The 25,400-nt window shown below is 43.9% G+C and carries 31 protein-coding genes and 1 pseudogene; 22 read left to right on the top strand and 10 right to left on the bottom strand.

Going from position 1 to position 25,400, the window contains the following annotated elements:
* Positions 1-112 precede the first annotated feature (112 nt).
* Entirely contained in the window at positions 113-1,069 is a 957-nt protein-coding gene (locus QMG91_RS27015; protein ID WP_409351275.1) for an AAA family ATPase, read from the top strand.
* Between the two features lie 8 nt (positions 1,070-1,077).
* Positions 1,078-2,796 carry a cobaltochelatase CobT-related protein gene (locus tag QMG91_RS27010; RefSeq protein ID WP_281831110.1) on the top strand — a complete coding sequence of 573 codons (1,719 nt, stop codon included), beginning with the start codon at positions 1,078-1,080 and terminating at the stop codon, positions 2,794-2,796.
* A gap of 9 nt (positions 2,797-2,805) precedes the next feature.
* Here QMG91_RS27010 and QMG91_RS27005 read toward each other — a convergent pair whose 3' ends face one another.
* A complete protein-coding gene (locus QMG91_RS27005) occupies positions 2,806-3,576 on the bottom strand; it encodes a helix-turn-helix transcriptional regulator (RefSeq protein WP_281831109.1) in 771 nt (256 codons plus the stop codon).
* 53 nt (positions 3,577-3,629) lie between these two features.
* Positions 3,630-4,163: a YbhB/YbcL family Raf kinase inhibitor-like protein gene (locus tag QMG91_RS27000; protein WP_281832757.1), complete on the bottom strand. Its 534-nt coding sequence runs from the start codon at positions 4,161-4,163 to the stop codon at positions 3,630-3,632.
* A 212-nt stretch (positions 4,164-4,375) separates the two neighbouring features.
* Here QMG91_RS27000 and grxB point away from each other — a divergent pair, with 212 nt between their 5' ends.
* Both grxB and QMG91_RS26990 read left to right on the top strand, forming a co-directional pair.
* Complete coding sequence (grxB, locus tag QMG91_RS26995; RefSeq protein WP_281831108.1) at positions 4,376-5,026, top strand: glutaredoxin 2; 651 nt, start codon at positions 4,376-4,378, stop codon at positions 5,024-5,026.
* 646 nt (positions 5,027-5,672) lie between these two features.
* A complete protein-coding gene (locus QMG91_RS26990; protein WP_281831107.1) occupies positions 5,673-6,491 on the top strand; it encodes a S1 family peptidase in 819 nt (272 codons plus the stop codon).
* Between the two features lie 142 nt (positions 6,492-6,633).
* Here the strand turns inward: QMG91_RS26990 and QMG91_RS26985 are convergent, their stop codons facing one another.
* Together QMG91_RS26985 and QMG91_RS26980 are read right to left on the bottom strand one after the other, a co-directional pair.
* Positions 6,634-7,848, bottom strand: coding sequence for a hypothetical protein (locus tag QMG91_RS26985; RefSeq protein WP_281831106.1), 1,215 nt, complete (start codon positions 7,846-7,848; stop codon positions 6,634-6,636).
* An 88-nt stretch (positions 7,849-7,936) separates the two neighbouring features.
* Positions 7,937-8,146 carry a hypothetical protein gene (locus QMG91_RS26980; RefSeq protein WP_022591444.1) on the bottom strand — a complete coding sequence of 70 codons (210 nt, stop codon included), beginning with the start codon at positions 8,144-8,146 and terminating at the stop codon, positions 7,937-7,939.
* An 820-nt stretch (positions 8,147-8,966) separates the two neighbouring features.
* On the opposite strand from QMG91_RS26980, the gene QMG91_RS26975 reads away from it, so the two are divergent.
* A complete protein-coding gene (locus tag QMG91_RS26975) occupies positions 8,967-9,506 on the top strand; it encodes a phenolic acid decarboxylase (RefSeq protein ID WP_281831105.1) in 540 nt (179 codons plus the stop codon).
* 108 nt (positions 9,507-9,614) lie between these two features.
* Positions 9,615-9,836 carry a hypothetical protein gene (locus QMG91_RS26970; RefSeq protein ID WP_281831104.1) on the top strand — a complete coding sequence of 74 codons (222 nt, stop codon included), beginning with the start codon at positions 9,615-9,617 and terminating at the stop codon, positions 9,834-9,836.
* A 49-nt stretch (positions 9,837-9,885) separates the two neighbouring features.
* On the opposite strand, the gene QMG91_RS26965 is transcribed toward QMG91_RS26970, so the two are convergent.
* From QMG91_RS26965 to QMG91_RS26955, 3 genes are all read right to left on the bottom strand, one after another.
* Positions 9,886-10,200, bottom strand: coding sequence for a hypothetical protein (locus QMG91_RS26965; RefSeq protein ID WP_281831103.1), 315 nt, complete (start codon positions 10,198-10,200; stop codon positions 9,886-9,888).
* Positions 10,201-10,408: 208 nt separating this feature from the next.
* Positions 10,409-11,227, bottom strand: coding sequence for an AraC family transcriptional regulator (locus QMG91_RS26960; protein WP_281831102.1), 819 nt, complete (start codon positions 11,225-11,227; stop codon positions 10,409-10,411).
* 3 nt (positions 11,228-11,230) lie between these two features.
* On the bottom strand, positions 11,231-11,833 hold the full coding sequence (locus QMG91_RS26955) for a LysE family translocator (RefSeq protein ID WP_281831101.1): 603 nt from the start codon (positions 11,831-11,833) through the stop codon (positions 11,231-11,233).
* Positions 11,834-12,113: 280 nt separating this feature from the next.
* Here QMG91_RS26955 and QMG91_RS26950 point away from each other — a divergent pair, with 280 nt between their 5' ends.
* The 5 genes from QMG91_RS26950 (at position 12,114) to QMG91_RS26930 (ending at position 15,549) form a co-directional block, all read left to right on the top strand.
* Positions 12,114-12,560 carry an RDD family protein gene (locus QMG91_RS26950; protein WP_004401193.1) on the top strand — a complete coding sequence of 149 codons (447 nt, stop codon included), beginning with the start codon at positions 12,114-12,116 and terminating at the stop codon, positions 12,558-12,560.
* Positions 12,560-13,177, top strand: coding sequence for a LysE family translocator (locus tag QMG91_RS26945; RefSeq protein WP_281831100.1), 618 nt, complete (start codon positions 12,560-12,562; stop codon positions 13,175-13,177). Before QMG91_RS26950 ends, QMG91_RS26945 begins: the two co-directional genes overlap by 1 nt.
* Positions 13,178-13,283: 106 nt before the next feature.
* Positions 13,284-14,264, top strand: coding sequence for a hypothetical protein (locus QMG91_RS26940; RefSeq protein ID WP_281831099.1), 981 nt, complete (start codon positions 13,284-13,286; stop codon positions 14,262-14,264).
* 77 nt (positions 14,265-14,341) lie between these two features.
* Positions 14,342-14,614, top strand: coding sequence for a hypothetical protein (locus tag QMG91_RS26935; RefSeq protein ID WP_022562005.1), 273 nt, complete (start codon positions 14,342-14,344; stop codon positions 14,612-14,614).
* A 152-nt stretch (positions 14,615-14,766) separates the two neighbouring features.
* Positions 14,767-15,549 (top strand): hypothetical protein, encoded by a 783-nt coding sequence (locus QMG91_RS26930; RefSeq protein ID WP_022599346.1) that lies wholly within the window; start codon positions 14,767-14,769, stop codon positions 15,547-15,549.
* Positions 15,550-15,659: 110 nt separating this feature from the next.
* Here QMG91_RS26930 and QMG91_RS26925 read toward each other — a convergent pair whose 3' ends face one another.
* Both QMG91_RS26925 and QMG91_RS26920 read right to left on the bottom strand, forming a co-directional pair.
* Complete coding sequence (locus QMG91_RS26925) at positions 15,660-16,196, bottom strand: peroxiredoxin family protein (RefSeq protein ID WP_022602418.1); 537 nt, start codon at positions 16,194-16,196, stop codon at positions 15,660-15,662.
* A gap of 10 nt (positions 16,197-16,206) precedes the next feature.
* A complete protein-coding gene (locus tag QMG91_RS26920; protein ID WP_281831098.1) occupies positions 16,207-16,971 on the bottom strand; it encodes a hypothetical protein in 765 nt (254 codons plus the stop codon).
* A 98-nt stretch (positions 16,972-17,069) separates the two neighbouring features.
* On the opposite strand from QMG91_RS26920, the gene QMG91_RS26915 reads away from it, so the two are divergent.
* The 9 genes and pseudogenes from QMG91_RS26915 (at position 17,070) to QMG91_RS26875 (ending at position 23,080) form a co-directional block, all read left to right on the top strand.
* Positions 17,070-17,645, top strand: coding sequence for a MarR family winged helix-turn-helix transcriptional regulator (locus tag QMG91_RS26915; protein ID WP_281831097.1), 576 nt, complete (start codon positions 17,070-17,072; stop codon positions 17,643-17,645).
* A 111-nt stretch (positions 17,646-17,756) separates the two neighbouring features.
* The gene (locus QMG91_RS26910) at positions 17,757-18,467 is read left to right on the top strand and encodes a hypothetical protein (protein ID WP_281831096.1); all 711 of its coding nucleotides are present in this window, start codon (positions 17,757-17,759) and stop codon (positions 18,465-18,467) included.
* Between the two features lie 215 nt (positions 18,468-18,682).
* Positions 18,683-19,276 carry an HAD family hydrolase gene (locus QMG91_RS26905; protein ID WP_038145946.1) on the top strand — a complete coding sequence of 198 codons (594 nt, stop codon included), beginning with the start codon at positions 18,683-18,685 and terminating at the stop codon, positions 19,274-19,276.
* A complete protein-coding gene (locus QMG91_RS26900; RefSeq protein WP_281831095.1) occupies positions 19,258-19,998 on the top strand; it encodes a polysaccharide deacetylase family protein in 741 nt (246 codons plus the stop codon). Before QMG91_RS26905 ends, QMG91_RS26900 begins: the two co-directional genes overlap by 19 nt.
* Positions 19,999-20,234: 236 nt before the next feature.
* Positions 20,235-20,912 carry an HNH endonuclease gene (locus tag QMG91_RS26895; protein ID WP_281831094.1) on the top strand — a complete coding sequence of 226 codons (678 nt, stop codon included), beginning with the start codon at positions 20,235-20,237 and terminating at the stop codon, positions 20,910-20,912.
* 72 nt (positions 20,913-20,984) lie between these two features.
* Entirely contained in the window at positions 20,985-21,437 is a 453-nt protein-coding gene (locus tag QMG91_RS26890) for a GNAT family N-acetyltransferase (RefSeq protein WP_281831093.1), read from the top strand.
* A 33-nt stretch (positions 21,438-21,470) separates the two neighbouring features.
* Positions 21,471-21,934: pseudogene (locus tag QMG91_RS26885) on the top strand (DUF523 domain-containing protein).
* A 100-nt stretch (positions 21,935-22,034) separates the two neighbouring features.
* Positions 22,035-22,469 carry a PNPOx family protein gene (locus QMG91_RS26880; protein ID WP_022599360.1) on the top strand — a complete coding sequence of 145 codons (435 nt, stop codon included), beginning with the start codon at positions 22,035-22,037 and terminating at the stop codon, positions 22,467-22,469.
* Positions 22,470-22,600: 131 nt separating this feature from the next.
* Entirely contained in the window at positions 22,601-23,080 is a 480-nt protein-coding gene (locus QMG91_RS26875) for a DUF1993 family protein (protein WP_281831091.1), read from the top strand.
* A gap of 56 nt (positions 23,081-23,136) precedes the next feature.
* Here the strand turns inward: QMG91_RS26875 and QMG91_RS26870 are convergent, their stop codons facing one another.
* The gene (locus QMG91_RS26870; protein ID WP_281831090.1) at positions 23,137-23,799 is read right to left on the bottom strand and encodes a chloramphenicol acetyltransferase; all 663 of its coding nucleotides are present in this window, start codon (positions 23,797-23,799) and stop codon (positions 23,137-23,139) included.
* A 193-nt stretch (positions 23,800-23,992) separates the two neighbouring features.
* On the opposite strand from QMG91_RS26870, the gene QMG91_RS26865 reads away from it, so the two are divergent.
* Entirely contained in the window at positions 23,993-24,748 is a 756-nt protein-coding gene (locus QMG91_RS26865) for an alpha/beta fold hydrolase (RefSeq protein WP_022591464.1), read from the top strand.
* Positions 24,749-24,799: 51 nt separating this feature from the next.
* Complete coding sequence (locus QMG91_RS26860) at positions 24,800-25,390, top strand: chloramphenicol phosphotransferase CPT family protein (RefSeq protein ID WP_281831089.1); 591 nt, start codon at positions 24,800-24,802, stop codon at positions 25,388-25,390.
* Positions 25,391-25,400: the final 10 nt, after the last annotated feature.

Genomic DNA, 25,400 nt, shown 5'->3' with positions numbered 1-25,400 from the left:
TGGAATTATTTGTTCCATAAAACGATATTTACATATCAAAAATGGGCATGGACGGTATTCAAGCGACACTGGCTGATGAACAATGAGTGGAAAATGAAGAAAGGGATAAACGATGGAGATGAGAAGGGATCAGCTCACGACCCAGTATTCGGTCAGGGAAACCTTTGGTTTGGACGTGAACATGAGCGTAGCCGGATTTTCAGAGCCTACGCCCGATGTGCCTGAAGTTGACCGAGCGTATCAGTTCAACGAAGAAGTGACCTTGGCGATATTGGCTGGGTTTACTCACAACCGACGAACCTTGATTCAAGGTATGCATGGTACTGGCAAGTCGACGCACATTGAACAGGTGGCGGCACGTTTGAACTGGCCTTGTTTACGAGTCAATCTGGATGGACATATCAGCCGTTTGGAGCTGGTAGGCAAAGACACCATTGTGCTGAAAGAGGGAAAGCAGGTTACAGAATTCCAAGAGGGCATTTTGCCCTGGGCGGTGCAGCGACCCGTCGCGTTAATCTTGGATGAGTATGATGCGGGTAAACCCGACGTGATGTTCGTTATTCAGCGGCTTCTGGAAAAAGAAGGCAAACTGGTATTGATGGAGCAGAACCGGGTGATCACGCCACACCCGCAGTTTCGATTGTTCGCGACCGCCAACACAGTCGGGCTTGGGAACTTCAATGGGTTGTATCACGGGACTCAGGTTTTAAACCACGCTCAACTTGATCGCTGGAATGTGATTGCCAAGCTCGATTACCTGCCTGCTGACAAAGAAGCCGAGATTGTTTTGGCTCGGGTGCCTGAAAAAAATAATCCAGAAGGCAAAGCATTAGTTGAGCGTATGATTGCGATGGCAACACTGACCCGGCAAGGGTTTGCAACGGGTGAACTTTCTGTACTGATGTCGCCGAGAACCGTGATCAGTTGGGCGGAGAATTGCCATATTTTCACAAGTTGCGAGCTGGCGTTTCGCCTCTCTTTCTACAACAAATGCGAAGAATCCGAACAGACGATATTGGCTGAATATTATCAACGCTGCTTTGGACGCGACTTGTTCCCTTCTGAGTGATGGTCGCTATGGCATTTAAAGAGAATATCAGTGCGAAACAATCGAAGCAGCTCCAACGGGAGCTGATGATGTCCACTCTACGTTCTTTACTCGACGAAGAGCACCTTGATCTTAGAGGTCACCACCTTTACTTAAATGGTAAGAGGCTGGTCTATCTTGCTGCACATTTGCAATGGCACCCGTTACCACAAGAGCAGGATGCACAAAGAGGCATGGTAGATGGCTGGACCTTGCATCTCATGCATACGGATTTGCCTGTTTTCCACCAAACTCGTCCCAGTCACGCCGTGGCGGCTTGGGTATTCGATTTTCTTGAGCAGCTTAGAGTCGAAACCCGAGTGTCGCCACTGCATCAAGGCATGACACACAATCTTGACGCAAATTTCGAACGCTGGTCCTCTGGTTTTGTAGAATCGGGTTTATTGGAAAGTCAGGTTGGCATACTGCTTTTCTCCATCGTCCATATGGTGCGTTCCCGACTTAGCAGCCAGCCTTTGCCTGAAGGAGTCGAAGACCAGATCGAAGCCACACGAATGTGGCTTGCCCCTCTTATGGGGAAGGCGCTGCTTGGTCTTCGTCAAAACAGGCAAAGTCAGGAAGATTTTGCTCAGCATGCAAATGAGATAGCCACGCTCGCCGCCGAGCATATTGATGAATGGCTTGAAGACGAAGTGAGTCAGACCCCAACCAATAACCGAGCGGTGTTTCAACTGCTGGTGGACAGCGAATTTCAAATTGACGCCTCTATGCCAGTTGCTGAACTTGGCAACGCTAAGTCGGTCTCTACAGAATTAGAGGATTACCATGTATTTACACGGACGTTCGATGAAGAACGCGACGCCGCTACTTTGGTTCGATCTGCGTTATTGAACGAATATCGACAAGAGTTAGATTCTGAATTTCTTCAATCAGGTCTATCCGTGCGGCGAATCGCTCAGCGGTTGTGCCAACGCTTTGCATTGCCCCGCGAGCCGCACTATCAGTATGGCGAAGAAGCAGGCAGATTAGATGGACGTCGATTGATGCAGCTGATTGCCTCCCCAACGGAGAATCGGGTGTTTTACACCAGACCGAATCAACCAAAGCCCAATGCAGAGCTGGCTATTCTGGTGGACTGTTCAGGTTCAATGCGTCAGCACATCAAATCCGTTACCTTATTTATCGATGTTTTGGTGCGCGCCACGCAACTGGCTCACATTCCTTCTCAAGTGCTCGGGTTTACAACCAGAGAATGGAATGGCGGTCGAGCGTATAAAGAGTGGATGAAGCAAGGCAAGCCAAAGCACCCTGGTCGCCTAAATGATGTTCGACATCTTATTTTTAAAGAAACAACCGACACTTGGGCGCAGTCGAAAGGGCAAATTGCGGCATTACTCAAGCAGGATTTGTTCAAAGAAGGGGTAGACGGTGAAGCGGTTGCCTGGGCGAGCCAAAGGCTCCTTGAGAGCAGTGCTACACACAAATTGTTATTGGTGATATCCGATGGCTGCCCGATGGATACGGCGACTCAACTTACCAATGGCGAGGATTACCTCACGCACCATTTATGTAGGGTCATTCAAAATATGAGTAAGCGAGGTATCACGACAATGGGGGTGGGCGTTGGGCTGGATTTGAGTGCTTTGTATCCCCATCATATTGCAGTCGAACCAGATCAGGATTTCCACACCCAAACTCTCCTGAATGTGGTAGACAGACTGGCTGATGCGGCGACGCACTCTCGGTGAGATCTCCATTTAAAGGGTGCGAACGTACTCTTTGGGTGTGATACCGAAGGTTTGTTTAAAGCGATTTGCAAAACGTGTTTCCGATTGATACCCGCAAGATAATGCGACCGACAGCTGACTGCGAGACTGCTGCATCAGCCCTAATGCATACACCATTCGCACGTTTGTCAGAACCTGCCGGAAGGTGGTATTTTCCGCTGCGAGTTTTCGGTTTAAAGTCGCGCGACTCATAAAAAAGTGCTCGGCGACAGTTTCAACTTTATGATCATGCCCCGGATTAACATTCAGGTACTGAGCCAGCTTTTCTTTGATTTCAGTGGGTTGGTGAGGGAATAACTTGTGCAGTGCGCCCGCCTGTTTCAGCTCTGCATAAAAGCCGTAAAGAAACTGCTTTTGTGCCTCTCTGGTGAGGTCGCTTTTCGCCATTTCAAACAACGTTTCGAAGCAGAAAGCCAGAGTAGGCGTGACCTTAATTCTCATCGGACTGTTGTCTTTCTGCAGTTCAGACTCGGTCACCCAGTCACTGGGTGGTGGTGCTAAAAACGTTAAGGTTCGGGAGTGGAAAGGCAACAGGGTAGGTTCGTTAACAAAAGTAAGGTAGTGACTGGCGGGGCTAACCAGCCAGTCAGATTCGGTGTAGTTGAGTGTTTCCTCATGCCACCAAAGGCGCTTTTCACCTTGGGCAACCCAAATGATCGTGGGCGCGTAAATCAACACGTTGCGCAGCGGTTGAGATGTTGCTGCATGAAAGTGTCCAGCCTGAATTAGCGATGCGGTCATTTGAGTACCTGTTTTCTTTTCGTTTAATCTCGTTTCGAATAACCTGAATGCTGTTACTCACGCACGTAGGTCGCGGTGAGTGTAGCTTTGCCTAAAGATGTGCTGTTTAAGGTGTAACCCACAATGGCATTCGAAGCAGGTTCCGGTATGTTCAGGGTTTGTGTTGGTAATGCCCAAACCGTGAATTGGTAACGGTGCATACCGTGTCCTTTCGGTGGGCATGCGCCACCAAACCCGAGCACGCCGTAATCGCTTTTACGCTCTTTACCCGCAAACGAAACCTGAGTCGACGCACCACGCTTTAAACTCGTTACGTTGGCAGGAATGTCTGTCGCCACCCAGTGCCACCACCCGCTTCCGGTAGGTGCGTCTGGATCATAAACCGTAATGGCGAAACTCTTGGTGCCTTTCGGCGCATCTTTCCAGCTTAATGCCGGGGAAAGGTTGTCACCCTCGCAGCCAAAACCTTTAAATTCGAATGTACTTTCCATCCGAGAGCCTTCCTGAATGTCACTGCTGGTCAGCGTGAACGCTGCACTATTCATTGATACAGCAGTAAGCATTAGAGCAAGATATTGGGCTTTCATCATCGTTCTCCTTGTTTTGATAGCCTTTAAAAAAACTAAGGACAAGGTTACGAAGGTTGAGCATAACGAAATGCACAGAATGGCTCAAATTTGATTTTATTTGGGTTATTTTGAGCGATTTGGGTGTTTTGAGTGTTATCAAGTTTACGAGTTAGAGAAATCCGTTCAGTTTGATACACTTGCTGCAAAATTCAGCCTCTTAAGGAGAAGAAATGAAGCTGTTTGTATTTGAGCACTGCCCATATTGCATCAAAGCAATGATGGTGGCGGGGCTAAAAAACCTTGCTGTTGAAGAAGTCTTTCTGCAAAACCACGATGTCGATGCTCGTATTGAAAAGGTAGGGGCAAACATGGTGCCGATTCTAGAAAAACCAGACGGTAGCTACATGGCAGAAAGCCTGGACATTGCTCAGTACCTGGATGAGTCTGACGGTTCTCCGGTGATTACTGAGGCTAAGTTCAGCGACAAGATCAGCGGTTGGTTAGGACAATCCTTTGAGTTCAGTGGACCTTTGTTATACCCGCGCTGGCTAATGATCGAATTGCCAGAATATGGCAGTGAAGACGCAAAAGCATGGTTCACAAAAAACAAATCTGCGATGATCGGGATGAGTTTTGAGGAGGCGTATGCCAAGACGGAAGAGTACCTGGCAAAAATGAATGCGCACCTTGAGCAGCTTGAGTGGTTAACCTTGCCTTCTGAACGTGGTAGCGCCATCAGCTACGATGATGTAAACCTGTATCCACATTTGCGCAACTTAACTGTGGTGAAGGGCATTCAGTTCCCTACGCATGTACGACAGTACATTGATGAAGTCACCAAACTCACTAAGATTCGTCTGTTTGACGCAGTGGCGGTTTAATTAAGCGAAAAATCCCGATTTAATCGGGATTTTTTCTAAGTATCCAATGGAATGACTAAACGCCAGTTGCTTGTCTATTCAAAAAAACGAGAGTTTTATCTGCCACTGAAATTAAGAATATAAACAGTACGGTCAAGAATGAGCTGTTTTTAAATATTAAATATTTTGTTTAATCAGAACTACTTTTTAGATATATTCTAGGCTGTAAATAGAAATCCTTGTGTCATTAACTAATATACATCAAAGAAGGTTTGGAATATTTAAATTCTAAATTAGCTCAACAATCACCTTAAATTATTAATGGTTGCTGATACCGTATATCGAAATGGTCTTGTAAGTAAAAATAACATAAGAATATGCTTATAAAGGTTTTATTTATCTGTTTTGATTTTCTATTCTCCAATATATAAAAAGAAATAGCTGAATAGGTTCTATGGGTTTTTTTGGAATTAAAGGTGAATTAATACTGAATATCCGTGCTCTATTAATATATCCATCATTGATAATGATCTCATTTGTATATATGCTTTGAATAAAGATCCTGTTTTATCATTTATTAGGAATAAAAATACTCCCAGATATTTAAATATTTAGTCGCGCAATACGCGCTTCTTTTTAATCAACAAATACATGGAGAGTATCAAGCATGAAAACTCTTATATTAAGAACTTTAGCATTAGGATTGGGTGTGTTTAGTGCCGCTTCATACGCTGTACAACCCAGAATCGTCAATGGTGATGAGATTACGCATGAGTCGGCACCGTATATGGTCGCATTAGTTTTAGTCACCGACGACGGGTATCGACAAGGTTGTGGTGGAACGCTGATTTCAGATGAATGGGTGGTAACAGCAGGTCATTGTGTCGACGGATTCAACTCTGACAGATTCCTGAAAGTCGCTATTGGAGAGGAAGATTTAAGCCAGATTGAGCAAGGGCAAATCATCGATATTGACGAAATAGTTTTCCCTCGTGATTACAATCCGTTTTTCGTTGAGCCAGACATTGCTCTTATCAGGCTGGAAACCAAAGCACACGAAAAATACACACCGACCAAAATTCCGACACGACAAGTGAAACGCGCAATCGCATCCAAGGGGGATTATTTACGCGTTTCAGGTTGGGGTATGACTGAAACAGGGAAACCTTCACAAACACTCAGGTCAACCACGGCTCCAGTTATCACTAAACGCGAATGTCACGACAAGCTGGCGGAAGTACTGGATGTCGGCGAGTTTGACAAAGAAAACTACAAGAATGTCATTTGTACTTATGAAGGTGCTTCATCTGCTTGTTACGGTGACAGCGGTGGACCTCTTGTGGGAGCGATTGGAGACACAAACTTCCTATTTGGTGTTGTCTCTCGTGGTGCACCTCAGTGTGATGGTGCAAGTGTTTACACCAACGTAACTCGCTTCAATCGTTGGATTAAGTACATCACAGGCGTGAAACCAACGGATCTTTAAGCCAATACGCCACTATTAAGTTCAGGGATTGGTTAGCGCCAATCAGTTAATAATGTCACCTGTGTGTTTCAGTGCTCACTCTATTTCTTTGACTCCCGTCAGCGTGATAACACTCGGCAGGCAGGTGGCATTTTAGTCTGATTTAAAAATACAACTCTGCGAGTGTTTTCCAGTTTTCTATACCAATGATTGTTGTCACTTTTGATATAAATACTTGAGAAATTTGATCCTCAGAATCGAAGCTCAGGTCACCAACAAACGCATCAAGACTGGCGTGATACTTCTCAAGCAATCTGTCTAATTCCCACCAGAATGCCGTTCCTTTCACATAAAACAGTGGATAATATTGGTATTCATTGTGTTCCGAAACTCGTCGGCTGGCTTCTAACAACCCTGTGTTGGCAAACGGGAATGTTTGAGAAAAAGACTGCCAACTTGCGAGCGGAGATTTTGCAGGAAAGCGCGTGCCACGTAGCGACTTATTGGCATAATATTCAGCCAAACTTTCCGATGCCCATAATGGTAGACCTGGGCTTTCTAATTTATGCACAGATTCATGAGCTGCAATTTTTAGCATCATTCCGAGTGATTGGTCACTTAGTTTTCCCTTATAAACTGGAGCATTCACTAGAATCTGATTATGACCGGCTGCGCCACCAACACTTCCTGACTCCGTTTCTCTACTAAAAAAGGTGATTTGCCAATCGCGGGTATCGGTATTTTGAAATACATTCGTTAGGAATTGCAGTTGATTGGCGAGCGTAGGTTTCCATCGGTTAAGGTTCTCTATGACCTGAGGGGTGTCACTTTGAATCACAACGTGATGCCCCTGAATGTCGATACTTGTGCTTTCTTGCCCCCAAGCCAACAGCAATGGAGGCTCTGTTTCGAGAGGTAGTGCCTCGCATTTTCCATTGGGTAAACACACAGATGTTTCTATTGGATTTGAGTCGTCGCTGACAACTCTAGGAAGTGAGTTAAATTCACTGACAAAATACCATTGCTTCTGTGGGTGGTACGTGTCTTCTTGTTGGGATACATCCATTCCTAAATCATCGGCTGAGTTGAGTTTTAGTAACCAATGAATTGAGTCGCACTCAGAATTTTTAGCGTAATGAAGTGGTGAAAGTAGTCCGCTACTTTTTTGACAGAAAAGCTCTGGTTGAGTTGAATCTGCCATAGAGGTTCGAGCTGGTTTCACCGTGATATTTGAAAAAGCTGATGTGTTTACAGCAACTTGAACTTGGTTGGGTAATGCAGATTCAACGGACAATTGATATTTAATTATTGGTTGAGCACTTGAGATTGTCGCCGAAAGCGAGCTAATTGCAGCTATTAAGATGTATATATGTTTCATTATAGGATTCGACAGAGAATTCGTATTCTCTGACACAAGCTGAGTCAATTAGTTCAGCGTGGTGCTCACCAGTGGATTATCGTCGCGGTTAAAAGTGGACAGCGAAACCGCCAATGACCTGATTGTCAGTATTTGAAATGGTGCCCTTGCTCGATCGTTCGTCGTAGGCAAAGCGTAGGTTGATATCGGAAACGTGACCTTGAGTTAGAACGCTTCGAAGTAAAATGTCGCTATTGATTTGATGGGTTGTTACTTCCCATTGAGTGTTGTCTTCAAAAAGATTGAATTCGATTCTCATTGATTTCCTCTTTGGTGGTTTTGTTTTGGATTTTTCTCTCGGCACTTGTAGAACCAAAAGCGATGTCGTCCCATAGATTTAGACATAATGTTTTCCTTGGTAATTGAATAAAAAGAGTTAATACCCAAGTAACCTCAATATGTTTGGTTCAGCGAGAATTAACTGGCTTTCAGACAAGACACCGATTTGAAGATCTAGTGGTTCTAAATCAAAAATCGGTAACGCAGCATGAAAGCCAGTTAAACTCGCCCTTGGGAGCCCATATTCTGTCCCATTTCATCGTCAAAGAACTTGGAAAGGACTGGTCATTCCGCGCGTTCTTTTTCTTGAACTGAAACAGAATATGAGGCTCTGAATCCTGCATCTTGAGGTCACTTGGGTATAAGTACCCTCGCTACCACTTAATTTAAGACTGCGAATGTTGCAGTTTTTGGTAAATTTTAAAACGATTTAATGACGTTAGCTCAATAAGCATAGTCAGTATCGAATAGAAATAGCGTTAGTTTGCTGGATTATATGAGCTGAGAAAGTTCTGAAGAGAGTCGTCTGAGCTGAATGTCATAAGGCGAAACACAGAGTACAGCAAGTGTCATCACCTTGCAAACCAACCGATTTCACAACGGCAACACGAAGCCGTTGAAAGTTATGACAGGCAAAACTTCAAATATATCCCCGCCAATGAAAAGAAATGGACTAAAAGTCATAGAAACAAGATTCTCGAATTTACAGACCGTTGTTTTATGGAATAAAAATTAATTTTATAAAATAAATTCAAGCGCTGTTTACTTTAACTCGCAGCGCACTTTAAAAGGGTGAATTCATGCGTTTTGACAGAGAAGATCTCAGCCAGTTTGTTGGGAAAAGTTTTATCTACAACTACGACAAAGGGTGGCGTTACGAGTTATATGTAAAAAACAGGACCACCATTGATTACCGCGTCCACAGTGGCATTGTGGCTGGTCGTTGGGTAAAAGATCAAACGGTTTGCTTAGCTAGGGTGGGTGAGAATCTTTACCGAGTTTCCTGGACTGAGCCAACCGGTACGGATGTTTCGCTAACCCTGAATCTCCATGACTTTGTGGTTCATGGCGCGATTTATTTCCCGCGTTGGATTGTGAATAATCCCGAAAAAATTGCTTGTTACCAAAATGAACATTTGGAAGAAATGGAAGACCTGCGCGACGCTGGTCCTATATACCCAACGGAAATCATAGATAGCTTTGCCACTCTTATCTATATGCGGGATTGCGGTCCCGATAACGAGCAAGTCATAGCATGCCCACCAAGTGAGCTTCCTGAAAATTATCCATTCTGTCTGCCGGACAAAAACCTACTACCAGAGAGCGCTGCGACAGCATAGCCAGACATTTCAGGTGCAAAGACTTGGGCTTTTGCATCTGAAATTTATCTTTCACATATAAGGTCATATAGATTGTAGCGCCGTTTTACTGACACACGGAGGTACAATATGTGTGGTCATCAGAAGAATCCAACAGCAAGCCATCGGAATTCCAATGAGTGGAAGAAAAGTGTACTCGATTCCGACCAAAGACGTCGATATGCCGAGTTAGCAAATCAGGCTCAGGAAAAACGTGAAACCAGAAGAGCAAACAGAAAAAATCAAAAGAAAACCAAGAAACCTAACTTCTTAAAAGCGCTATGGCGTAATTTTCTGGACGTGAATGCTTAGTCTGGTCAAATAACAGTGCCTTGCCAGCAGGTGAGATATCTAAAATTACCTAATCCAACCTATTACAGCACCCAGAGAATACAGCCGAACCTGTGGTGAGGATCATTACTTCGTAATCGTATTTGGAATCTGACATATCATCTGAACAGCTTCTGGTACGATGAAGCGCCATAACCTGCGTTGTTGGCTTGCTTTCAGAAGTGAAGGTGATGAACCATCGGTTGATATGGTTATTGCTCTGAACAATACTTTTGATCGAAAACTCTTCTCTATTTTCATCTAAGTCTTCGAATATGACGCTGTCCTTATTGAAGTTGAGTGACCAAAAAGGCTCTGTACCTAAGCATTGGAGTGGAAAGCGCATATCTTTCTCTGCACTGAAGCTAAAAAACGATAAGCCTGAAAGTGTAAAAACGCTAAGTCTTTTTATTAGGGGGAGCATAGATATTTCAGTTTGACGAAAAGATGACTCAGCTTAGGGTTTGAGTTTGGATCAAACAATAGGACTTTTCTGATTTCTCGGTCTGGCTCAAACTGGTAGGAGTGACTTTCTTTAGGCTTTACTCAGAAGTCTAATCAACGAAAAACGACTGATAATGTTTGGGCGTAATGGCTAAACGCTTTTTGAAATGTCTTTGGAAATGAGCTTGGTCAGAAAACCCGGTTTCTGTGGCTGTTTCTGCTAAGGACAACCCATTTTTAAGTAACGATTTTGCTTTAATTATCCTTTGGTCGAGCTGATATGCGTGAGGAGATAACCCAAAATGGTGGTTAAACGCACGGATGAGCTGGTATCGGCTCATATTGGCTTCCTGAGCAAAATCATCCAGAGCGATGTTTTTATCAAGTTGGTCGCCCATCATTTCTAAAACCCGATTCAGGTTTGGTTCTGATTTCTGTATGGACTTTCCATCCAGTTGTGGCTGTCCGAATACCATAGCGAGATATTCAATCATTAACGACTCTGTGGTCAACGGATTGTCTTCCAAAAGGAGTGCTTGGTATAGCTGGTGGAATTGTGTATACAGATTTGGGTGCTGTTCATAGTTGCGAATGAAGGGTAGGTAGTCCTGCCCGTGTTTTCCTGTCCACTCCTGCTGAAGTTGCCCAATCCAGTGAGTATCTACAAACAGCATTCGATATGACCATTGGGCTTTTTCTGGGTTACAGGAATGCATATCTCCGGGATTAATGGTCACTGTGTGACCTCGGTGAACGTTATGGACTTTTTTCAGATTATGATAACTGGCACTGCCGCCATCAATCACTCCAAATGAAAACTCATCATGCGAGTGAGCCTGATAGCATGCAAAAGAGTCGCATGCGGTTCGCATTTCGACGAAGGGCAAGCTTCTTGATTGAGCGAGAAAAACCGAATCGTCCTGTTTCATTAATTATTCCCACCACATTCCAGCTACTGTTATTGCGAGCAGTAAACCCATAAATACATTAAACATTCTTTGTCTTTTACAACTGTTTAGCCAACGACCAATGGCTTGACCGAAAACCGCCCAAATCGCGACACCAACAAAACACACTACTAAAGAAATAGTGACGAGCAGGGTTAAATACAAGTTCGCATAGTTTGTTCCGGCAACAAAGAGTGAAATCCCCGATGATGCGTACAACCAGGCTTTAGGGTTTAAACCTTGCGTCATTGCCCCTTTACCAAATCCGGGTGGGTCAGCTTTTGCGTTCGTTTGTTGTAATGCTACAGGCGAAGATGAGGCAATTTGGTACGCCAGATAAAGCAGAAAAAGAGAACCTGCCACTTTTAGGTAGAATGAAAATTCCGGTACAGAAAGCAGAATCGAACCAATGGTTAATCCACATAGCAATACAACGACGGCATAAGACACAGACGCCCCAACAACATACACCAATGCTTTTTTCACTCCAAATTGTGCCCCCGAGGCTGCTGCCACAATGTTCACTGGTCCTGGAGTAGCAGCCCCTGCAAAGGCAAATACCACCATTGAAATGATGAGCGATTCCATTTTGTAACCCTTTTACGTCATTCAGACAGTCCAAATTACTGAATGCGAAAAAGTAAGTATTGAATGAAATTGCAGGAGACAGCTCCTTACGTTTTTGAAGAGGCTGTTCGAGAAGTACGTGAAGTCGAAAGATGGTCTGGCATATCAAAGACAAGAGCTTAGAAGTCGAGTTTCTATCGATTTAAGCTTAGCTTCTTGATTTGTCTTAGGTATATTAAGGTTCGCTGTTTGGCAATCAATCAGTTTGGCTAGATAAAAACCTCATATATGGACATAAATAATGAGCATTGAAGCGACTGAGGTTGATACAGAACCTCAAACTACCCCGGATTTATCCCATTATAGATTGGCAAGCCCTGGCAGGCGTTACGTTGCGCAGGTCATCGACGGTATTGTGACCTGGTGTATCTACCTTATTCTGCTCAGCAGTTTGAATTACTTTTCGGTAGAAAGGGATCTGACGGACATTATTTCACTCTGTCTGGCGGGCATGTATTTTGTTTTTTCAGATGGTTTACCTAAAGGTAAAAGCCTGGGCAAACATCTGCTGGGGATGACCGTTCTAAACAAGAAGAATGGTGAATACTGCTCGCTGTGGCGGTCTTTTTTACGCAACTTCTTTTCCCCTATTTTATGGATTTTTGATGCCATGTTTATTTTGGGGAAGAAGAGACAGCGTCTTGGTGACAAGTTCGCTAGCACCATTGTTATCAGGGACCAAAAGTAATGGATCTTTTGCAATTACTTCTATTCATTCCTGCGTGTTTTGCTCTCAACATGACGCCGGGACCCAACAACTTGTTGTCTCTGAATAATGCTCGCTGCTACGGTTTTCGAACTGCTTTTATCGCAGGGCTTGGGCGCATTGCCGCATTCGCTGTCATGATTGCACTGGCAGCTTCTGGTCTTGCTGCTGTTTTATACGCTTCAGAAACCATTTTCTTCGCCATTAAACTGGTGGGTGCGGCTTACCTGCTGTGGATAGCTTTTCAGCTCTGGCGTTCAGAAGCGTCACCTTTGCAGCAAATGGGTAACCTCAAAAGTAAGGCTGGCTTGGCTAAGCAAGAATTTGCATTGGCGGCTGGAAACCCGAAAGCGATTCTGATTTTTACCGCTTTCCTGCCACAGTTTGTCGATACCAGCGGAGATATCAATACACAATTTGCGATATTAGGGAGCCTGTTTTTACTGCTAGAACTGAGTGCCATAAGTTTGTATGCACTGTCTGGTTTGTACCTCCGCCACTGGTTTGAAAAACCACGCATGGCAAGGTTGTTTAACCGGGGATGCGCTCTGTTTTTAGGTGTTTCAGGTGGAAGCCTACTGGTTTCTAAACAGTCTTAGGGTTGGCAGCAAATCGGTTCAGGGAATAAGGCGGCTTAATGTCGCTTTAGGTGCATGTCTGATTTAATGAATAGCGGTTGGATATTGTCCAGATAGGGGGAACGCCATGTCCACTCGCACCCGTTATGTCATTCCTTTTGCTTTCTTCTTTGTGGTCTGCCTCTTCTGGTCTTATTTTTATCTTACTTCCGGAACCTGGATACATTTTCCATCAGACAAGCCCGAGTGGTTTTTATTGGTCGATGGGCTAATTGCCTTACCTTTACTGTGTTATCTGTGCATTAAAGACAAAAAGCAGGCAACAACAGTCGCCATGATCTATTTTGGTGCGGTTGTCACACTCGGAAGCTTTATTCTTCCTGCCAGTTCTAAGTTTCTCTGGTCTTATTTAGAGTATGCCCGATATTTAATTGTGCCTTTATTTCTTATCTTTGAAGGCGCAGTGCTAGCCACGGTCATTCTTATTATTCGGCAAAAGTTGAACTATGGGGGAGATCCAGACAGAGCAATAAGTCAGCCACTGGAAGACAAGTTTGGGAAAAACTTGCTGACCAAATGGGCGGCATTTGAAATTCGAGTCTGGGCGTACGCGCTTTTCTCCCAAAAGATAGCGAAGACCCATTTCCTTGGCGAAAAGCACTTTAGCTACCACCAAAAAGATGGCGCACAAAGTAATGTCTTGGGGTTTATTCTCATCATCGTGTTTGAAATTCCCTTCACGCACATCTTGCTTCACTTCCTTATCAATCCTTTGGTTGCAAACGTGGTTACTGTGCTTACACTCGCCGGGATGCATTTTATGATTGCCGAATACAAAGCATTGAGTCGCAGACCGATCTCGCTGGGCGAAGATCGTTTATACATTCGGTATGGTGTTATTCACTCTCGGGAAATCGAGTACGCAAAGATACGCTCGGTACAGTTACATGACCAAGCCGTGAAATCGAATAGGACAACTCAGGTGTTAAACCTGTCTGGAGTGCCTAATGTGAGAATCGCCTTGCGGTCTGGAAATCTCATTTATCTTGGTGTCGATTGTCCTGCTGAATTTGTAGAGAACTTAAGCTGGAAGATAAGAAACGGATAAACGACCTGTCTTGCTTTGTCTTCGGCTAAAATATGCATTATCGTAGCGGCTGCTTAATGCCGTATGAGGAGATAGGTATGAACGCCTTAGAGCACAAATTTAATCGTTGGAAAAAGAAACGCAAAGCTGGCAAAGCCAGGTACATCATTACTTGGGCAATTATTCCTGCCTTTTTTGCTTTGCTCTCTGGGTATGTTGTGCCAGCGCTTGATGAGACGGTCGTTGTTTCTCTTGACCTATCTGTCGTAACAGGAATCGGTTTTGTAGCGGGTTTGATTTTTGGTGCGCTAAGCTGGTTTGTGAACGAAACCTGGTATCAGAACGAGCTTGAAAAACGAAAAGAAGATTAAATCACTGTTTCCTTATTCGAGAAGAGTTCACTCTACAGCCCACCTGCCTTTCCCATAATTGATACTATGCGTATTTAGCTCATTCTTTCACTGCAAATGGTTGCCTTATTTTCTATGCTTTTCTAGCCCGAATCTCTTGTGAGGATAGGAAAATGTTAGATAGCGCGAAGTACTTTCTGGCAGGTGGAGTAGGAGGTGTACTGCCCAAACTGGTTATGCTGGCAACGGTTTTAACCCAAACCACAAACGCAAAATTGACCGAGCCCATTTCCTGGAGCTTTTTTGTTGGGCTGCTCATGCTCTTCGGGATCGGGGGGATCGTGGCGGTCAGTACGGTGGAAAACAGTCGTAAAGTCCGGGATTTCATTATTGCAGGTATTGCGGCGCCAGCCTTAATCGCCAGTATTGTTGGAGGAGTAGAGAAAACCACGGAAAAGAAAGGAGCAGGGGATACTGCGCCTAAATCAACGACAATGAGTTTTTTTATATCTGGCGCTTATGCTGCGACAGAGCCCAAACTGGTCGATCCCACAGATTCATACAACTACACGTTGCAATCCATACCGTACGGATCAACTGACTGGCGTCAAAACACTTTGGGTTACGATGTCGTCGTCACAGACAGTCAGGGGAACAGTAAAACCCTGAACATTAATGGCTGGTCAGAGGGACCAATCAAACTCACCACCAAAACCCCCCTTCAAGATGTTCAGATTAACGATAACGATGGCAACGCCATTACCAAGTTTAACGTCGATGCCGTTGCGTCTGGTGAGATCGTGGTGCGTCCGCAAATCGCTTCAGAGAAAGACTTCTTATGGGCGTTAGGAGCAAAAGGTAAAGCTAAAGTCGTTGGCGGGCAAACCGAATTCGTTCCTCTTGAAACCAATAAAGAAACAAAGAATAACCCTCTTCTTGAGAATAGAGGGGAGTAGTTCTGGTCTTGTGAGGCTGGAAATGGTTGATAAAAAAGGCGTGGATGAGTGGAAGCACCACGCCTTAAAAAACGACACGAGCTGCCGTTTTTTAATACCTCGAATTCAGCTTAACCAGTGCTGCATTTTTCATCATCGCAGTGACTGAATGGGTCTGTTGCCTGCGGTGTTACAGGGCTAAACTCCTCATGAAGTAAGTCTGTAATCATTTTCGCAACTACCATATCGTCTATGATTCCGTGATGACTGAATCGCAGTTGCCCCGACTTATCAATAAGAATCAAGGTAGGTGTACCGGGCAAGCCGTATTCAGCCATCGTAAGCGGAATGTCTCCACCGGATGGCGCATCTACCCCGATAGGAAAACTCAGCCGATACTCATGAATAAAGGCTTTCAGGGAGTCGAGCTGCATCGCCTGATGATGTTCAAACACAGTATGAAGCCCGATTACCTCTACATCGTCATCCCTGAATACTTTATGTATTTTTGATGCCTGAGGAAGCCCATGGCTAACACAGCCGGGGCAAAGCATCTGAAAAGTGTGTAATACCACGACTTTTCCACGCAGATCTTTCAGGGTGATTGGTACATCGGCATTCAGCCATGCGGAAGTTTTCCACTCTGGTGCAATGGGAAGAGTGTTCATTGTCGCCTCCTTACTGATTCACAACACCCGGCAGGCTAAGGTTGCCAGACGCCACATCAAATACATCTTTAACGCAAAGCAATGGTGAGTGAGCACTTGCGTTTACTCGAAGCCCGGCGGTAACGCCATCAAAATTCGCCAGTTTAAGAGCATCAATGTCTTCAAACTTAACCTCTACGTTGAGCGACTCTCCGTCGAAGTTTGGTGTGTAGTCCGGGCTATCAATCAGAAGCGGTAATTCTGGCCAGGTTGCGGGCAGTTTTGGTTTTGCTCCCTCTGGAATGTCGACCACGCCCAGCGCTCCGGGGCCGCATTGTTCATTGGGGTGAAGCACTACCCAATGGCTGTGCCAGACATCACCATCGTTCGCTTTATCGCCATCGCCATTTTCGTCGTACAAAGGCGTATCATCAAAATCGGGATGAGAGGTAACGGCAAAGGCCAGTATCCCTGCGTCTTTTTCGAATCCGACCTCGGCGCTGTTTAACGTTGTTGGCCATACGTAAGAGAACACGTCACTGCCTGCCAGTTTCCCTGTTGGCGTGGGCTTAACGTTTCCAGCCTGACCAGATACGGCAATGTGAAACGTTGCTGTATTTCCCTGTGTGGTGACTTTGGTGTGAACAATGTCAAACGCAGACACCGCCGCATTGCTCATTTCCGCTTGCAAGCCACCCGAGTGAGCCGTGTGTGCAAAGGTTGCAGGTGAACTTGCCAGAAACACGACCGAGATGGCGGCAGAAAGAACGGTGATATTGGAATTTTTAGTACTCATATTGCTATCCTTAATTTGGTTTCGAGTCGAAACTAAATTAGATCTACCAGACTATAAATAAACTTGTCAATAAGGTTTTGAGTCGATACTATTCAGTTATGAGCACAATCGTTATTCATCAATTACTCGACAGAATCGGAAATTTAATCCGAAATGAATCCAGAGCAGGTCTAGCCGAACATGGCTTGCAGCCTGTTCAGCTGGATGCCCTGTATTATCTGTCGATCTGTAACCGCTTTTCCGACACACCCAAAGCGGTAACCGAGTATTTAGGGCTGACAAAAGGGACGGTATCTCAGAGCCTTAAGGTCTTGGAAAATAAAGGTTATGTGGAAAAAGTGGCTGACCCCGACGATAAGCGGGTCACGCATCTGGTTATTAACCATCAGGGCAGGAAGTTGATTGAACAAAGATACCCTTCACGCTCATTGCTTTGTGCCCTAGAGGGGGATAAGGCGCAGTCTCCAGGGCTGGATGTAGATACATTGCAAAAGCAGTTGGAACTGTTGCTTTTGAATGCTCAGAAAGAGAATCAGTACAAATCTTTTGGTGTTTGTAAAACCTGCTCCCACAATCAAACACTTGATAACGGTAGCCACTTTTGTGGACTTACCCAAGTGCCTCTGAGCTCACAAGATGTTGAATTAGTCTGTGTGGAGCATAAGGCTTCTTAAGCCCATTTAAAGTTTTTTTGCTAACTCTGATATTTTACTCTTTGGTTTTATTGATTTTTTTAGGTGTGATACTTTGCCTTATCAATATAAAAAAAGAAGTAGGCTAGGTAGATGATCAAAAAATGGTGGGTTGCTTTGGCGTCAACAGGAGTATTGTCCGGTTGCATTATAACGCCACTCAATACTGGAGAACCCCATTTTTTAAAAGGTAGCCAAAGATATGAAGCGCATGGGCGTCAAGGCTGGATGCCTGGTAAAAACATCAGGTTTGGCAGTTATGCTAGCGAAATAAACAAAGGAAAAACCACCAGCGACAGTCACTATAACTCCACGGAAAGGTATGAAGAAGAAGACTACAACCGAGAAGTGGTAATCACTCAGGCTGGTCCCGATGGAAGTCATATATCATTAAAATATAAGCAGCACTGTGCCATCAAAAGGTATCATTCGTCCTACGAAAATGAACTACTCCGGAAACGCGTTAAAATGACCCACACCCCGAATATTGGTGGGTTTGAACTCAATGGTAAACAATGGCATCTCAAACAATGGGTATTGGATGATCGTGCTGGAAACCAGTTCCGAATTGACCCACAAACTATTTTCCTCAACAACAGGGTTGTCGCTGAGTTCTCTCCGGCGCCTTGGAAAATTCATGATCATGTTTGGCTAAAAGCTGAGGCGAGTGAAGAAACTAAGTTAATTTCTGCAGTGCTGCTTAGCTATGTAATGACTGAGGAACCTTTACCCTGCAAATCCAGATTAATTATGTTGAACTTAATTAATGCGACTAGCCCTATGCTATCCAATGAGGATTTTTAAGCTTATATAGGCATGAAGTTTATCGTGTCGACCATAGTGATCTTTCCCCTTGTTACAAGGTTCTCTTGGCTATATCTGATATTTTACCCTTTGGTTTTAATGAAATTTTTAGGTGTGATACTTTTGCCTTACTAATATGAAAAAAGAAGTAGGCTATAACCCCACGAAGGCAGCCCCCTTTCTTTCGTAAATCAAGTTTGGACCAAACCCACGTAATGAATATCGCGCTATTTGACTTTGACGGCACCATCACCACCGAAGATACCTATACCAAGTTTCTTTTCTATGCCACGCCTAAGCTGCGTATCGCAATAGGTGGGTTGTTGGCGTTGCCTGTAATTCTTCTCTACAAGTTAGGTTGGCTACAAGCGTCTAAAACCCGACCAGTACTCTCAAAAGTTGCGTTCTGGATGCGTAAAGAAAATGATGTTGCTCAGATTGCAGAACGGTATGCCGATGAATATCTCAATACGGTTATCCGACCCGAAGCCAAAGAAAAACTGGACTGGCACCGAAAAAGAGGTGACCAGATTTATCTGGTTTCAGCGTCTCTCGATGTGTATTTGAAAGTTTGGTGCAAACCTTTAGGTATTACGCCTGTCTGCAGCGAGCTTGAAGTGCGAAATGGTCGCTATACCGGGCGATACGTTCAAGGGGATTGCAGTAAAGAAAATAAAGTGACATTTCTCAAACGAGCTGTTGACCTGGCTGACTACGATAAAGTGTACGCTTATGGGGATACTTATGAAGATCTTCCAATGTTGGAATTAGCCGACGAAAAACTGTACCAGTGGAAACCGATGAAATGAAAAGAGAGGTACAGGTGAAGAAAATACTAATATCTATCCTTATGCTTTTTTCTGTTGCTGTCGGCTTGTGGCAACTCAGCAAAGCAAGAAGTTATCAGTTGTTCGGCGATATAATTTCTAAGGTTAGAACGTCAGAAAAAGTCATCGCTCTTACGTTTGATGATGGTCCCTGGAACCAAGAAAACACAGCTAGAGTATTAGCGACCCTCAATGAATATGGAGTAAAAGCGACCTTCTACTTAAACGGTCGTGGAATTCAGTCGAATTTTCAAGCTGCCAAACATATCGTTCTCGATGGTCATGAGGTCGGTAACCATGGCTACACTCATAATCGATTGGTGCTAAAAAGCATAAGTGAAATCGAGCAAGATATTGAAAGCACGAACGATCTCATCCGTTCAATCGGGTATTCTGGTGAGATAACTTTCAGACCGCCCTATGGAAGCAAGCTATTTACGCTTCCCTACTACCTGAATCAAAACGGGATCACCACCGTTACGTGGAACATTGAGCCAGAAACCTACCCAGATATTGCTAAAAGCCCCTCTTCAATAGCAAAACTCATCAATGAACAAGCTGTACCCGGCTCCATCATTCTGCTGCATGTCTTTGGTAGCAACAACGAAGTTTCACGCCAGTCTTTACCTTTAGTGATCGAAGGGCTTACAGAGCAAGGTTATCAATTCGTGACGGTTTCGGAGCTTTTGAGGCTTAGGAGCTAGTTTTGATGCTTTGTTTAGTTGGAAGCTTACAAACCGTTTAATCCGCCAGCTAACTCATCATTTGAACTTCACTTACTGTGATTTTTTGTCCAATTAACGCTCATGATTTATTAGTGACATGCAAGAAGGCGATGGACTTAAATGTCATTTTTATCATATAGTTACTTGCTGATTTTTATATAATTAATTGATTGAAATTCAATTGTAAAAAGTAAACGTTCAGGAAGTAATGCAGTATGAGCGGCAGTTGGTCCGAGGAAGAATTAAGAGCCACAGTTAGAATATATTTAAAAATGTCTACCCAAGAACAAAAGGGAGAGAAGTTCAACAAGAAAGCGTATTACCGAAAACTGTCACAAGAATATGGGCGTACAGAGAAAGCATACGAATATAGGATGCAAAACATTTCGTATATATTTGCGCTATTAGGTCGAAGTTGGGTGTCTGGTTTAAAGCCCGCTAAAAATGTGGGTCGGGTAATCGGTGATAAAATTGAAGGTATAATTGCTGAGCTTGAAAATCGACCTTCAAATCCTGATGTAGGCTTTGAAATAGAAGTTTCTTCCTATCAAAAAAGGAAGGCAACTGATAAACCAGAGGGGATAAATGAACCTAAGGTTAATTACAGTTCTATTCGTGTTTATGAACGTTCGGCGAAAGTTAAGGCTTGGGTGCTGAATCGGGCTAACGGTGTGTGTGAACTATGTTTAGATCAGGCTCCTTTTACAGCACTATCCGGTAAACCTTATCTAGAAGTCCACCACGTTAGACGTTTATCATCCGGAGGTTCCGACTCCGTATCTAACTGCGTCGCTTTGTGCCCTAATTGCCATCGTTCTCTTCACTACAGTATTAACGCACAACAACTTATAGATAAGTTGTATGAAATGAATCCAGAACTTGAACGTGAGTGACTGGCTGATCATGGCTGAAGTAATTTAGGCGAAACTATTCTTTACTACAAAACTCACTCAACAGGGTAGAACGTGAAATTAGATAAAATTACAAAACACAATATATATGAAGTGATGCGCCTGGGATTAAAGGAGAGTCAAAAAGGCTTCGTCTCTTCAAATGCACTCTCAATTGCGGAGTCATCGGTTAATCCTGATTATCGAACAAGAGCAGCAGTCGTAGGTGAAAAAATAGTTGGGTTTGTCATGTATACCGAGTGGGTGAATGCGGTTTGGATGAGAGAGCAAAAGCCAGGTGAATATTATATTCCAAGGGTTATGATTGATAAGTCACACCAAGGCAAGGGTTATGGACGACAGTTGATGGTGTTTGTGCTCAATGAAATAAAAATGAATCAGCCAAAAGCCATTCATATCGTTTACCGTGCGAAAAACACTGCGGCAAAAAATTTGTACGAAAGTTTCGGTTTCAAAGAGTATGGAACGGATGCCCATGGAGATACGTTAGCGAGGATTGATTTTTAGATTTCGCTAATCGCTTTAAATTAAGGAGTTTTTTTGGAAAAAGTTTTAATCAGTTCTTGCTTGGTTGGAAATAAAGTTCGATACAATGCGAGTTGCTTGTCTGTACCAGAGTCAGATTTAGATTGGCTCCATTCCAATCTAGAACTTGTAGTTTTTTGTCCTGAGTTATCAGCGGGAATGCCAATTCCTAGGGCTCCAGCTGAGATAATTCAAGGCAAAGGTAACGACGTTATCTTAGGTGCCGCTTCTGTCGTAGGTGATGACGGAATTGATGTTACCAACCAGTTTATCGAAGGAGCCCAAAACACATTAGAAATGTGTAAAGAGCATCAAATAAAGTATGCGGTAGCTCAAAAATCTACGATGGAACTTTTAGTGGAACCAAAATCGACGGTTCAGGCGTTACCGCAGCACTGTTAGAAAGCGCTGGCATTAAGGTTTTCAGCCAATACAACCTAGCAACTCTTAGAGCTAAATTAGAAACTGAATTCTTATAAGGCATAAATTGCGAAACCATTTGAGCGTTCTTCCCACGCTTGATGTTTTTGTCGATGTTTAAGCCACTTGTTCTGGCGTTATGTAAAAACTGAATGTTATATGAAAATTATTGAGAAAACTAAAGGGCTTGAGCTTGACGAATTCATGTCAAATCCGCTTTATGCCTTCCTTGCAAGTGATACCGATTTTAATCCGTGCTGTTCACCAGTCTGGTTTCTTTGGGAGGAAGAGAAGATATGGATCATCTCTGTTAAAGGAGATTCTTTCCCCAAACGGATAGCGAAACAGCCAAACTGTGCAATAAGCATCGTCGACTGGGATAGGTTTTCCGGGAAGTCTATACATGCAGGTTTTAGAGGTAGTGCAAGTCTTAAAAGCTTCGACAGTCATCGTGCGGAACGCTTACTAACTAAGTATTTAGGTGACGATAAGTCTTCTTGGAACAGACGATTCTTAGATTTTCAGTCAAACGCCGAAAATGTCTTTGTGTGTTTTGAACCAGAAACGGTTGTTCTGAGGGATCAATCATATTGATGGTAGTGGCTTGGGTATCGCTGAGTTTGTTCAATCCTAATACTTAGGACGAAGATTCACCTGTAAAGACTTGAATTGAGTATTGCCTGAGAACTAACCTAATCATTGGTATCCACAGGGAATTCAGAATTGTGAAAAAAGTCTTTATGCGTTATTTAATTCAGCTAAGGGTCATTCTCTTAAAAGTGCCATCAGATACACTTCAGTGCTCACTCTCTGAAGGAATGTTTCCTTTGGAAGCACATGCCAAAATAGCCACTAACTTTGCTTTGAGGGGATATTGCCCACTTTTGGGTGTTGAAGTGATTTCGTTTGATCAACGAGAAAGTGGACTTGCGTCTTTGATAACACAGATCGATGAAACCTTAAGTTACCTCAAACAAGCACCAGATATAAAATCGTTCGACGACAATGTAATGCTTCAGGATAGAGCGGGTTTCGCCAATGTCAGCTTACCTCAATCTGAATTCATTTCTCTTTATATCGTTCCTAACTTATTGTTTCATATGAGTATGGTTTATGCGATTGCCAAATCGAATGGGGTAGAGCTAGGGAAAGGGGATTTTGATGGTTTACACGAATACCCAAAAGGATTTCATTTCGTTAAATAGCCTTATTAAGCAAGCAATAAAAGAATGGGAGTTCTCACTCCCATTCTTTGTAGGACTTACCCCATCTCACTCACTAGCTTTTCAGGCTCAGCCAGCAATTCCTGAAGCCTTTTGTAGTAAAGAGAAATGTGCCAACCGTCCATTAAGGCGTGGTTGGCCTGAACAGAGACGGGCATATCCACATACCCATCTTTATCAATGATCTTTCCCCAGGAAATGAGCGGAATGCTAGAAGGGATATTCAGGTTCACTGGGTGAACAAAGGACGTGAACCTCAGCCACGGTAAGCAAGAAGTGTAGATAACGTCGTCTCTGTCTGGACCGCCTTCTAAAGTCACCTTTTCAGAGATACGAGCCTTTTCTGCCTCAAGATACTCTGCAAACTGAGAAAAATTCTTGCCATTTTCTACTTCACCAAAGCTGAAAAGAGGGGGCTCTTTGGTCATGGCGATAAAGCCAAATCGCAAAGACTCATATTCCACAACCTCATCACTGTGGATCCTCAACCTGAACTCTCTAATCTCGTTGGCTGCCGCGAGCACGGCGTAAGACACCAAGTTAAATATCGAAATGGAATGCGCTTTTGCGTAGTAATAGCTGTTGGTGAGTTCTACATCGGCGCAAAATCCGACATAAGGGTAATCTCGCTGGCTAAAGTGTTCAAAGTGAGGCGTTCGCCCCCAGGTCGTTTTATCAACGGTTTTTGCTGACGCTGTCATACATGGTTCCTAGCTGACTGTTGTTGTTAATTGTTATGTGTATTATTGCATTAATTTAGGCATTGCTCCTGATGAATTGGCGACAACATACACCTAACGCAGAAAGATTGCTGGGAGCAAAATCCTGCTGACAAAAGCTGACATCTTCTTTAGATAGAATGGGTTGATATCAATTCCAAATAACGAGGTCACCATGTTTCAGCAAGAAGGGCATCTTAAAATAGACGGCGCGAGTATTTACTACGAAGTGAGCGGGGATCCAACGGGCAAACCGCTGCTGTTTTTGCATGGTGGGTTGGGTTGCATGTATGACCTGAATCCATTGCTGGATTTTGTGCCCAACGGGTACAAAGTGATATCCGTCGATTTTCGTGGTCACGGGCAATCGACAATAGGCGAATTACCACTAAGCTACCAGCGTTATCAGGAAGACATTGAAGCGCTGCTGTCCCATCTAAAAGTCTCCCGATACTCAATATTCGGGTTTAGCGATGGAGGGATCGTTGCCTACAGATTGGCTTCGGCTCATCCAGATTCAGTCGAAAAGGTGGTGACGCTGGGTTCACAATGGCGGCTGACAGAGAACGACCCGGTAGAACCCATTTTGTCGTCCCTGTCTGTGGAAATGTGGCGAGAAAAATTCCCGAAAGACGTCTCCAGATATGAAGAAATTAATCCGCAGCCCGATTTTTCTACTCTGATTGATAGAGTAAAGGCTGTTTGGCTGGATAGATCGGAAACGGGTTATCCTGTCAATCAAATGGCCAGTATCACTTGCCCGGTATTGATCATAAGAGGTGACAATGATTTCCTTTTTTCGAGGGAAGAAGCGACTTACCTTGTTGATCTACTGCCAGACAGCGCGTTTATGAATGTTCCGTTTTCTGAACATGCGACACATCAGGAACATCCTGAAATGATAGGATTAGCCCTCAATCAGTTTCTATGATTTACATTGTAAATTGCTCAAACGGATCTTAAGCAGGAATAAAGAAAAGATATGGACGTGATTTTTCTCAATGGACCGAGCAGCAGTGGAAAAAGCACAATCGCTAAAGCACTTCAATCTCAGCTGGCGGGTTACTACCTGCACATTGGTATTGATACTTTTATCTCGATGATGCCGGATAAGGCAAACAGCCTTGGAGACGAAACTCAGCACGCTGATGGATTCTATTGGGAAAAGGAATGCTTAGAAGGTCGCGACGTATTTCGCGTGCGTAAGGGGCAATACGGTATTCAAGTGAATGACGCCTACCGAACAACGGTTAAACATCTGGTTGAAAGCGGGCTAAAAGTGATCGTAGATGACGTTGCTGATGGTAATGAAGAGATAACCCTGTGGCGAGATGTACTCAAAGGAAAAGACTGCCTTTTTGTTGGGGTAATCTGTGAAGAGTCGCTTTTGGAGCAACGGGAAAAGTCACGTGGAGACAGAAAGCTGGGGTCAGCCAGGGAGCAGTTGCGCCGCGTACATAAAAATGTTGAATACGATATGTGGGTTGACACTAGCAAGGAAAGCATAGACACAATTGTGTTGAAAATTGGGGCAAAAGTAGAGGCGAAAATCTCAAGAGAAAATAGGTCTTAAAAGAAAAGAC

This window comes from Vibrio nigripulchritudo, assembly GCF_027924785.1.
GTDB lineage: Bacteria > Pseudomonadota > Gammaproteobacteria > Enterobacterales > Vibrionaceae > Vibrio > Vibrio nigripulchritudo.
This window is presented reverse-complemented; position numbering and strand designations above follow the sequence as displayed.

Excerpts from the sequence above, each read along its gene's own strand:
- QMG91_RS27015 (WP_409351275.1), top strand. The coding sequence starts at position 113 with ATGGAGATGAGAAGGGATCAGCTCACGACCCAGTATTCGGTCAGGGAA.
- QMG91_RS27010 (WP_281831110.1), top strand. The coding sequence starts at position 1,078 with ATGGCATTTAAAGAGAATATCAGTGCGAAACAATCGAAGCAGCTCCAA.
- QMG91_RS27005 (WP_281831109.1), bottom strand. The coding sequence starts at position 3,576 with ATGACCGCATCGCTAATTCAGGCTGGACACTTTCATGCAGCAACATCT.
- QMG91_RS27000 (WP_281832757.1), bottom strand. The coding sequence starts at position 4,163 with ATGAAAGCCCAATATCTTGCTCTAATGCTTACTGCTGTATCAATGAAT.
- grxB (WP_281831108.1), top strand. The coding sequence starts at position 4,376 with ATGAAGCTGTTTGTATTTGAGCACTGCCCATATTGCATCAAAGCAATG.
- QMG91_RS26990 (WP_281831107.1), top strand. The coding sequence starts at position 5,673 with ATGAAAACTCTTATATTAAGAACTTTAGCATTAGGATTGGGTGTGTTT.
- QMG91_RS26985 (WP_281831106.1), bottom strand. The coding sequence starts at position 7,848 with ATGAAACATATATACATCTTAATAGCTGCAATTAGCTCGCTTTCGGCG.
- QMG91_RS26980 (WP_022591444.1), bottom strand. The coding sequence starts at position 8,146 with ATGAGAATCGAATTCAATCTTTTTGAAGACAACACTCAATGGGAAGTA.
- QMG91_RS26975 (WP_281831105.1), top strand. The coding sequence starts at position 8,967 with ATGCGTTTTGACAGAGAAGATCTCAGCCAGTTTGTTGGGAAAAGTTTT.
- QMG91_RS26970 (WP_281831104.1), top strand. The coding sequence starts at position 9,615 with ATGTGTGGTCATCAGAAGAATCCAACAGCAAGCCATCGGAATTCCAAT.
- QMG91_RS26965 (WP_281831103.1), bottom strand. The coding sequence starts at position 10,200 with ATGCGCTTTCCACTCCAATGCTTAGGTACAGAGCCTTTTTGGTCACTC.
- QMG91_RS26960 (WP_281831102.1), bottom strand. The coding sequence starts at position 11,227 with ATGAAACAGGACGATTCGGTTTTTCTCGCTCAATCAAGAAGCTTGCCC.
- QMG91_RS26955 (WP_281831101.1), bottom strand. The coding sequence starts at position 11,833 with ATGGAATCGCTCATCATTTCAATGGTGGTATTTGCCTTTGCAGGGGCT.
- QMG91_RS26950 (WP_004401193.1), top strand. The coding sequence starts at position 12,114 with ATGAGCATTGAAGCGACTGAGGTTGATACAGAACCTCAAACTACCCCG.
- QMG91_RS26945 (WP_281831100.1), top strand. The coding sequence starts at position 12,560 with ATGGATCTTTTGCAATTACTTCTATTCATTCCTGCGTGTTTTGCTCTC.
- QMG91_RS26940 (WP_281831099.1), top strand. The coding sequence starts at position 13,284 with ATGTCCACTCGCACCCGTTATGTCATTCCTTTTGCTTTCTTCTTTGTG.
- QMG91_RS26935 (WP_022562005.1), top strand. The coding sequence starts at position 14,342 with ATGAACGCCTTAGAGCACAAATTTAATCGTTGGAAAAAGAAACGCAAA.
- QMG91_RS26930 (WP_022599346.1), top strand. The coding sequence starts at position 14,767 with ATGTTAGATAGCGCGAAGTACTTTCTGGCAGGTGGAGTAGGAGGTGTA.
- QMG91_RS26925 (WP_022602418.1), bottom strand. The coding sequence starts at position 16,196 with ATGAACACTCTTCCCATTGCACCAGAGTGGAAAACTTCCGCATGGCTG.
- QMG91_RS26920 (WP_281831098.1), bottom strand. The coding sequence starts at position 16,971 with ATGAGTACTAAAAATTCCAATATCACCGTTCTTTCTGCCGCCATCTCG.
- QMG91_RS26915 (WP_281831097.1), top strand. The coding sequence starts at position 17,070 with ATGAGCACAATCGTTATTCATCAATTACTCGACAGAATCGGAAATTTA.
- QMG91_RS26910 (WP_281831096.1), top strand. The coding sequence starts at position 17,757 with ATGATCAAAAAATGGTGGGTTGCTTTGGCGTCAACAGGAGTATTGTCC.
- QMG91_RS26905 (WP_038145946.1), top strand. The coding sequence starts at position 18,683 with ATGAATATCGCGCTATTTGACTTTGACGGCACCATCACCACCGAAGAT.
- QMG91_RS26895 (WP_281831094.1), top strand. The coding sequence starts at position 20,235 with ATGAGCGGCAGTTGGTCCGAGGAAGAATTAAGAGCCACAGTTAGAATA.
- QMG91_RS26880 (WP_022599360.1), top strand. The coding sequence starts at position 22,035 with ATGAAAATTATTGAGAAAACTAAAGGGCTTGAGCTTGACGAATTCATG.
- QMG91_RS26870 (WP_281831090.1), bottom strand. The coding sequence starts at position 23,799 with ATGACAGCGTCAGCAAAAACCGTTGATAAAACGACCTGGGGGCGAACG.
- QMG91_RS26865 (WP_022591464.1), top strand. The coding sequence starts at position 23,993 with ATGTTTCAGCAAGAAGGGCATCTTAAAATAGACGGCGCGAGTATTTAC.
- QMG91_RS26860 (WP_281831089.1), top strand. The coding sequence starts at position 24,800 with ATGGACGTGATTTTTCTCAATGGACCGAGCAGCAGTGGAAAAAGCACA.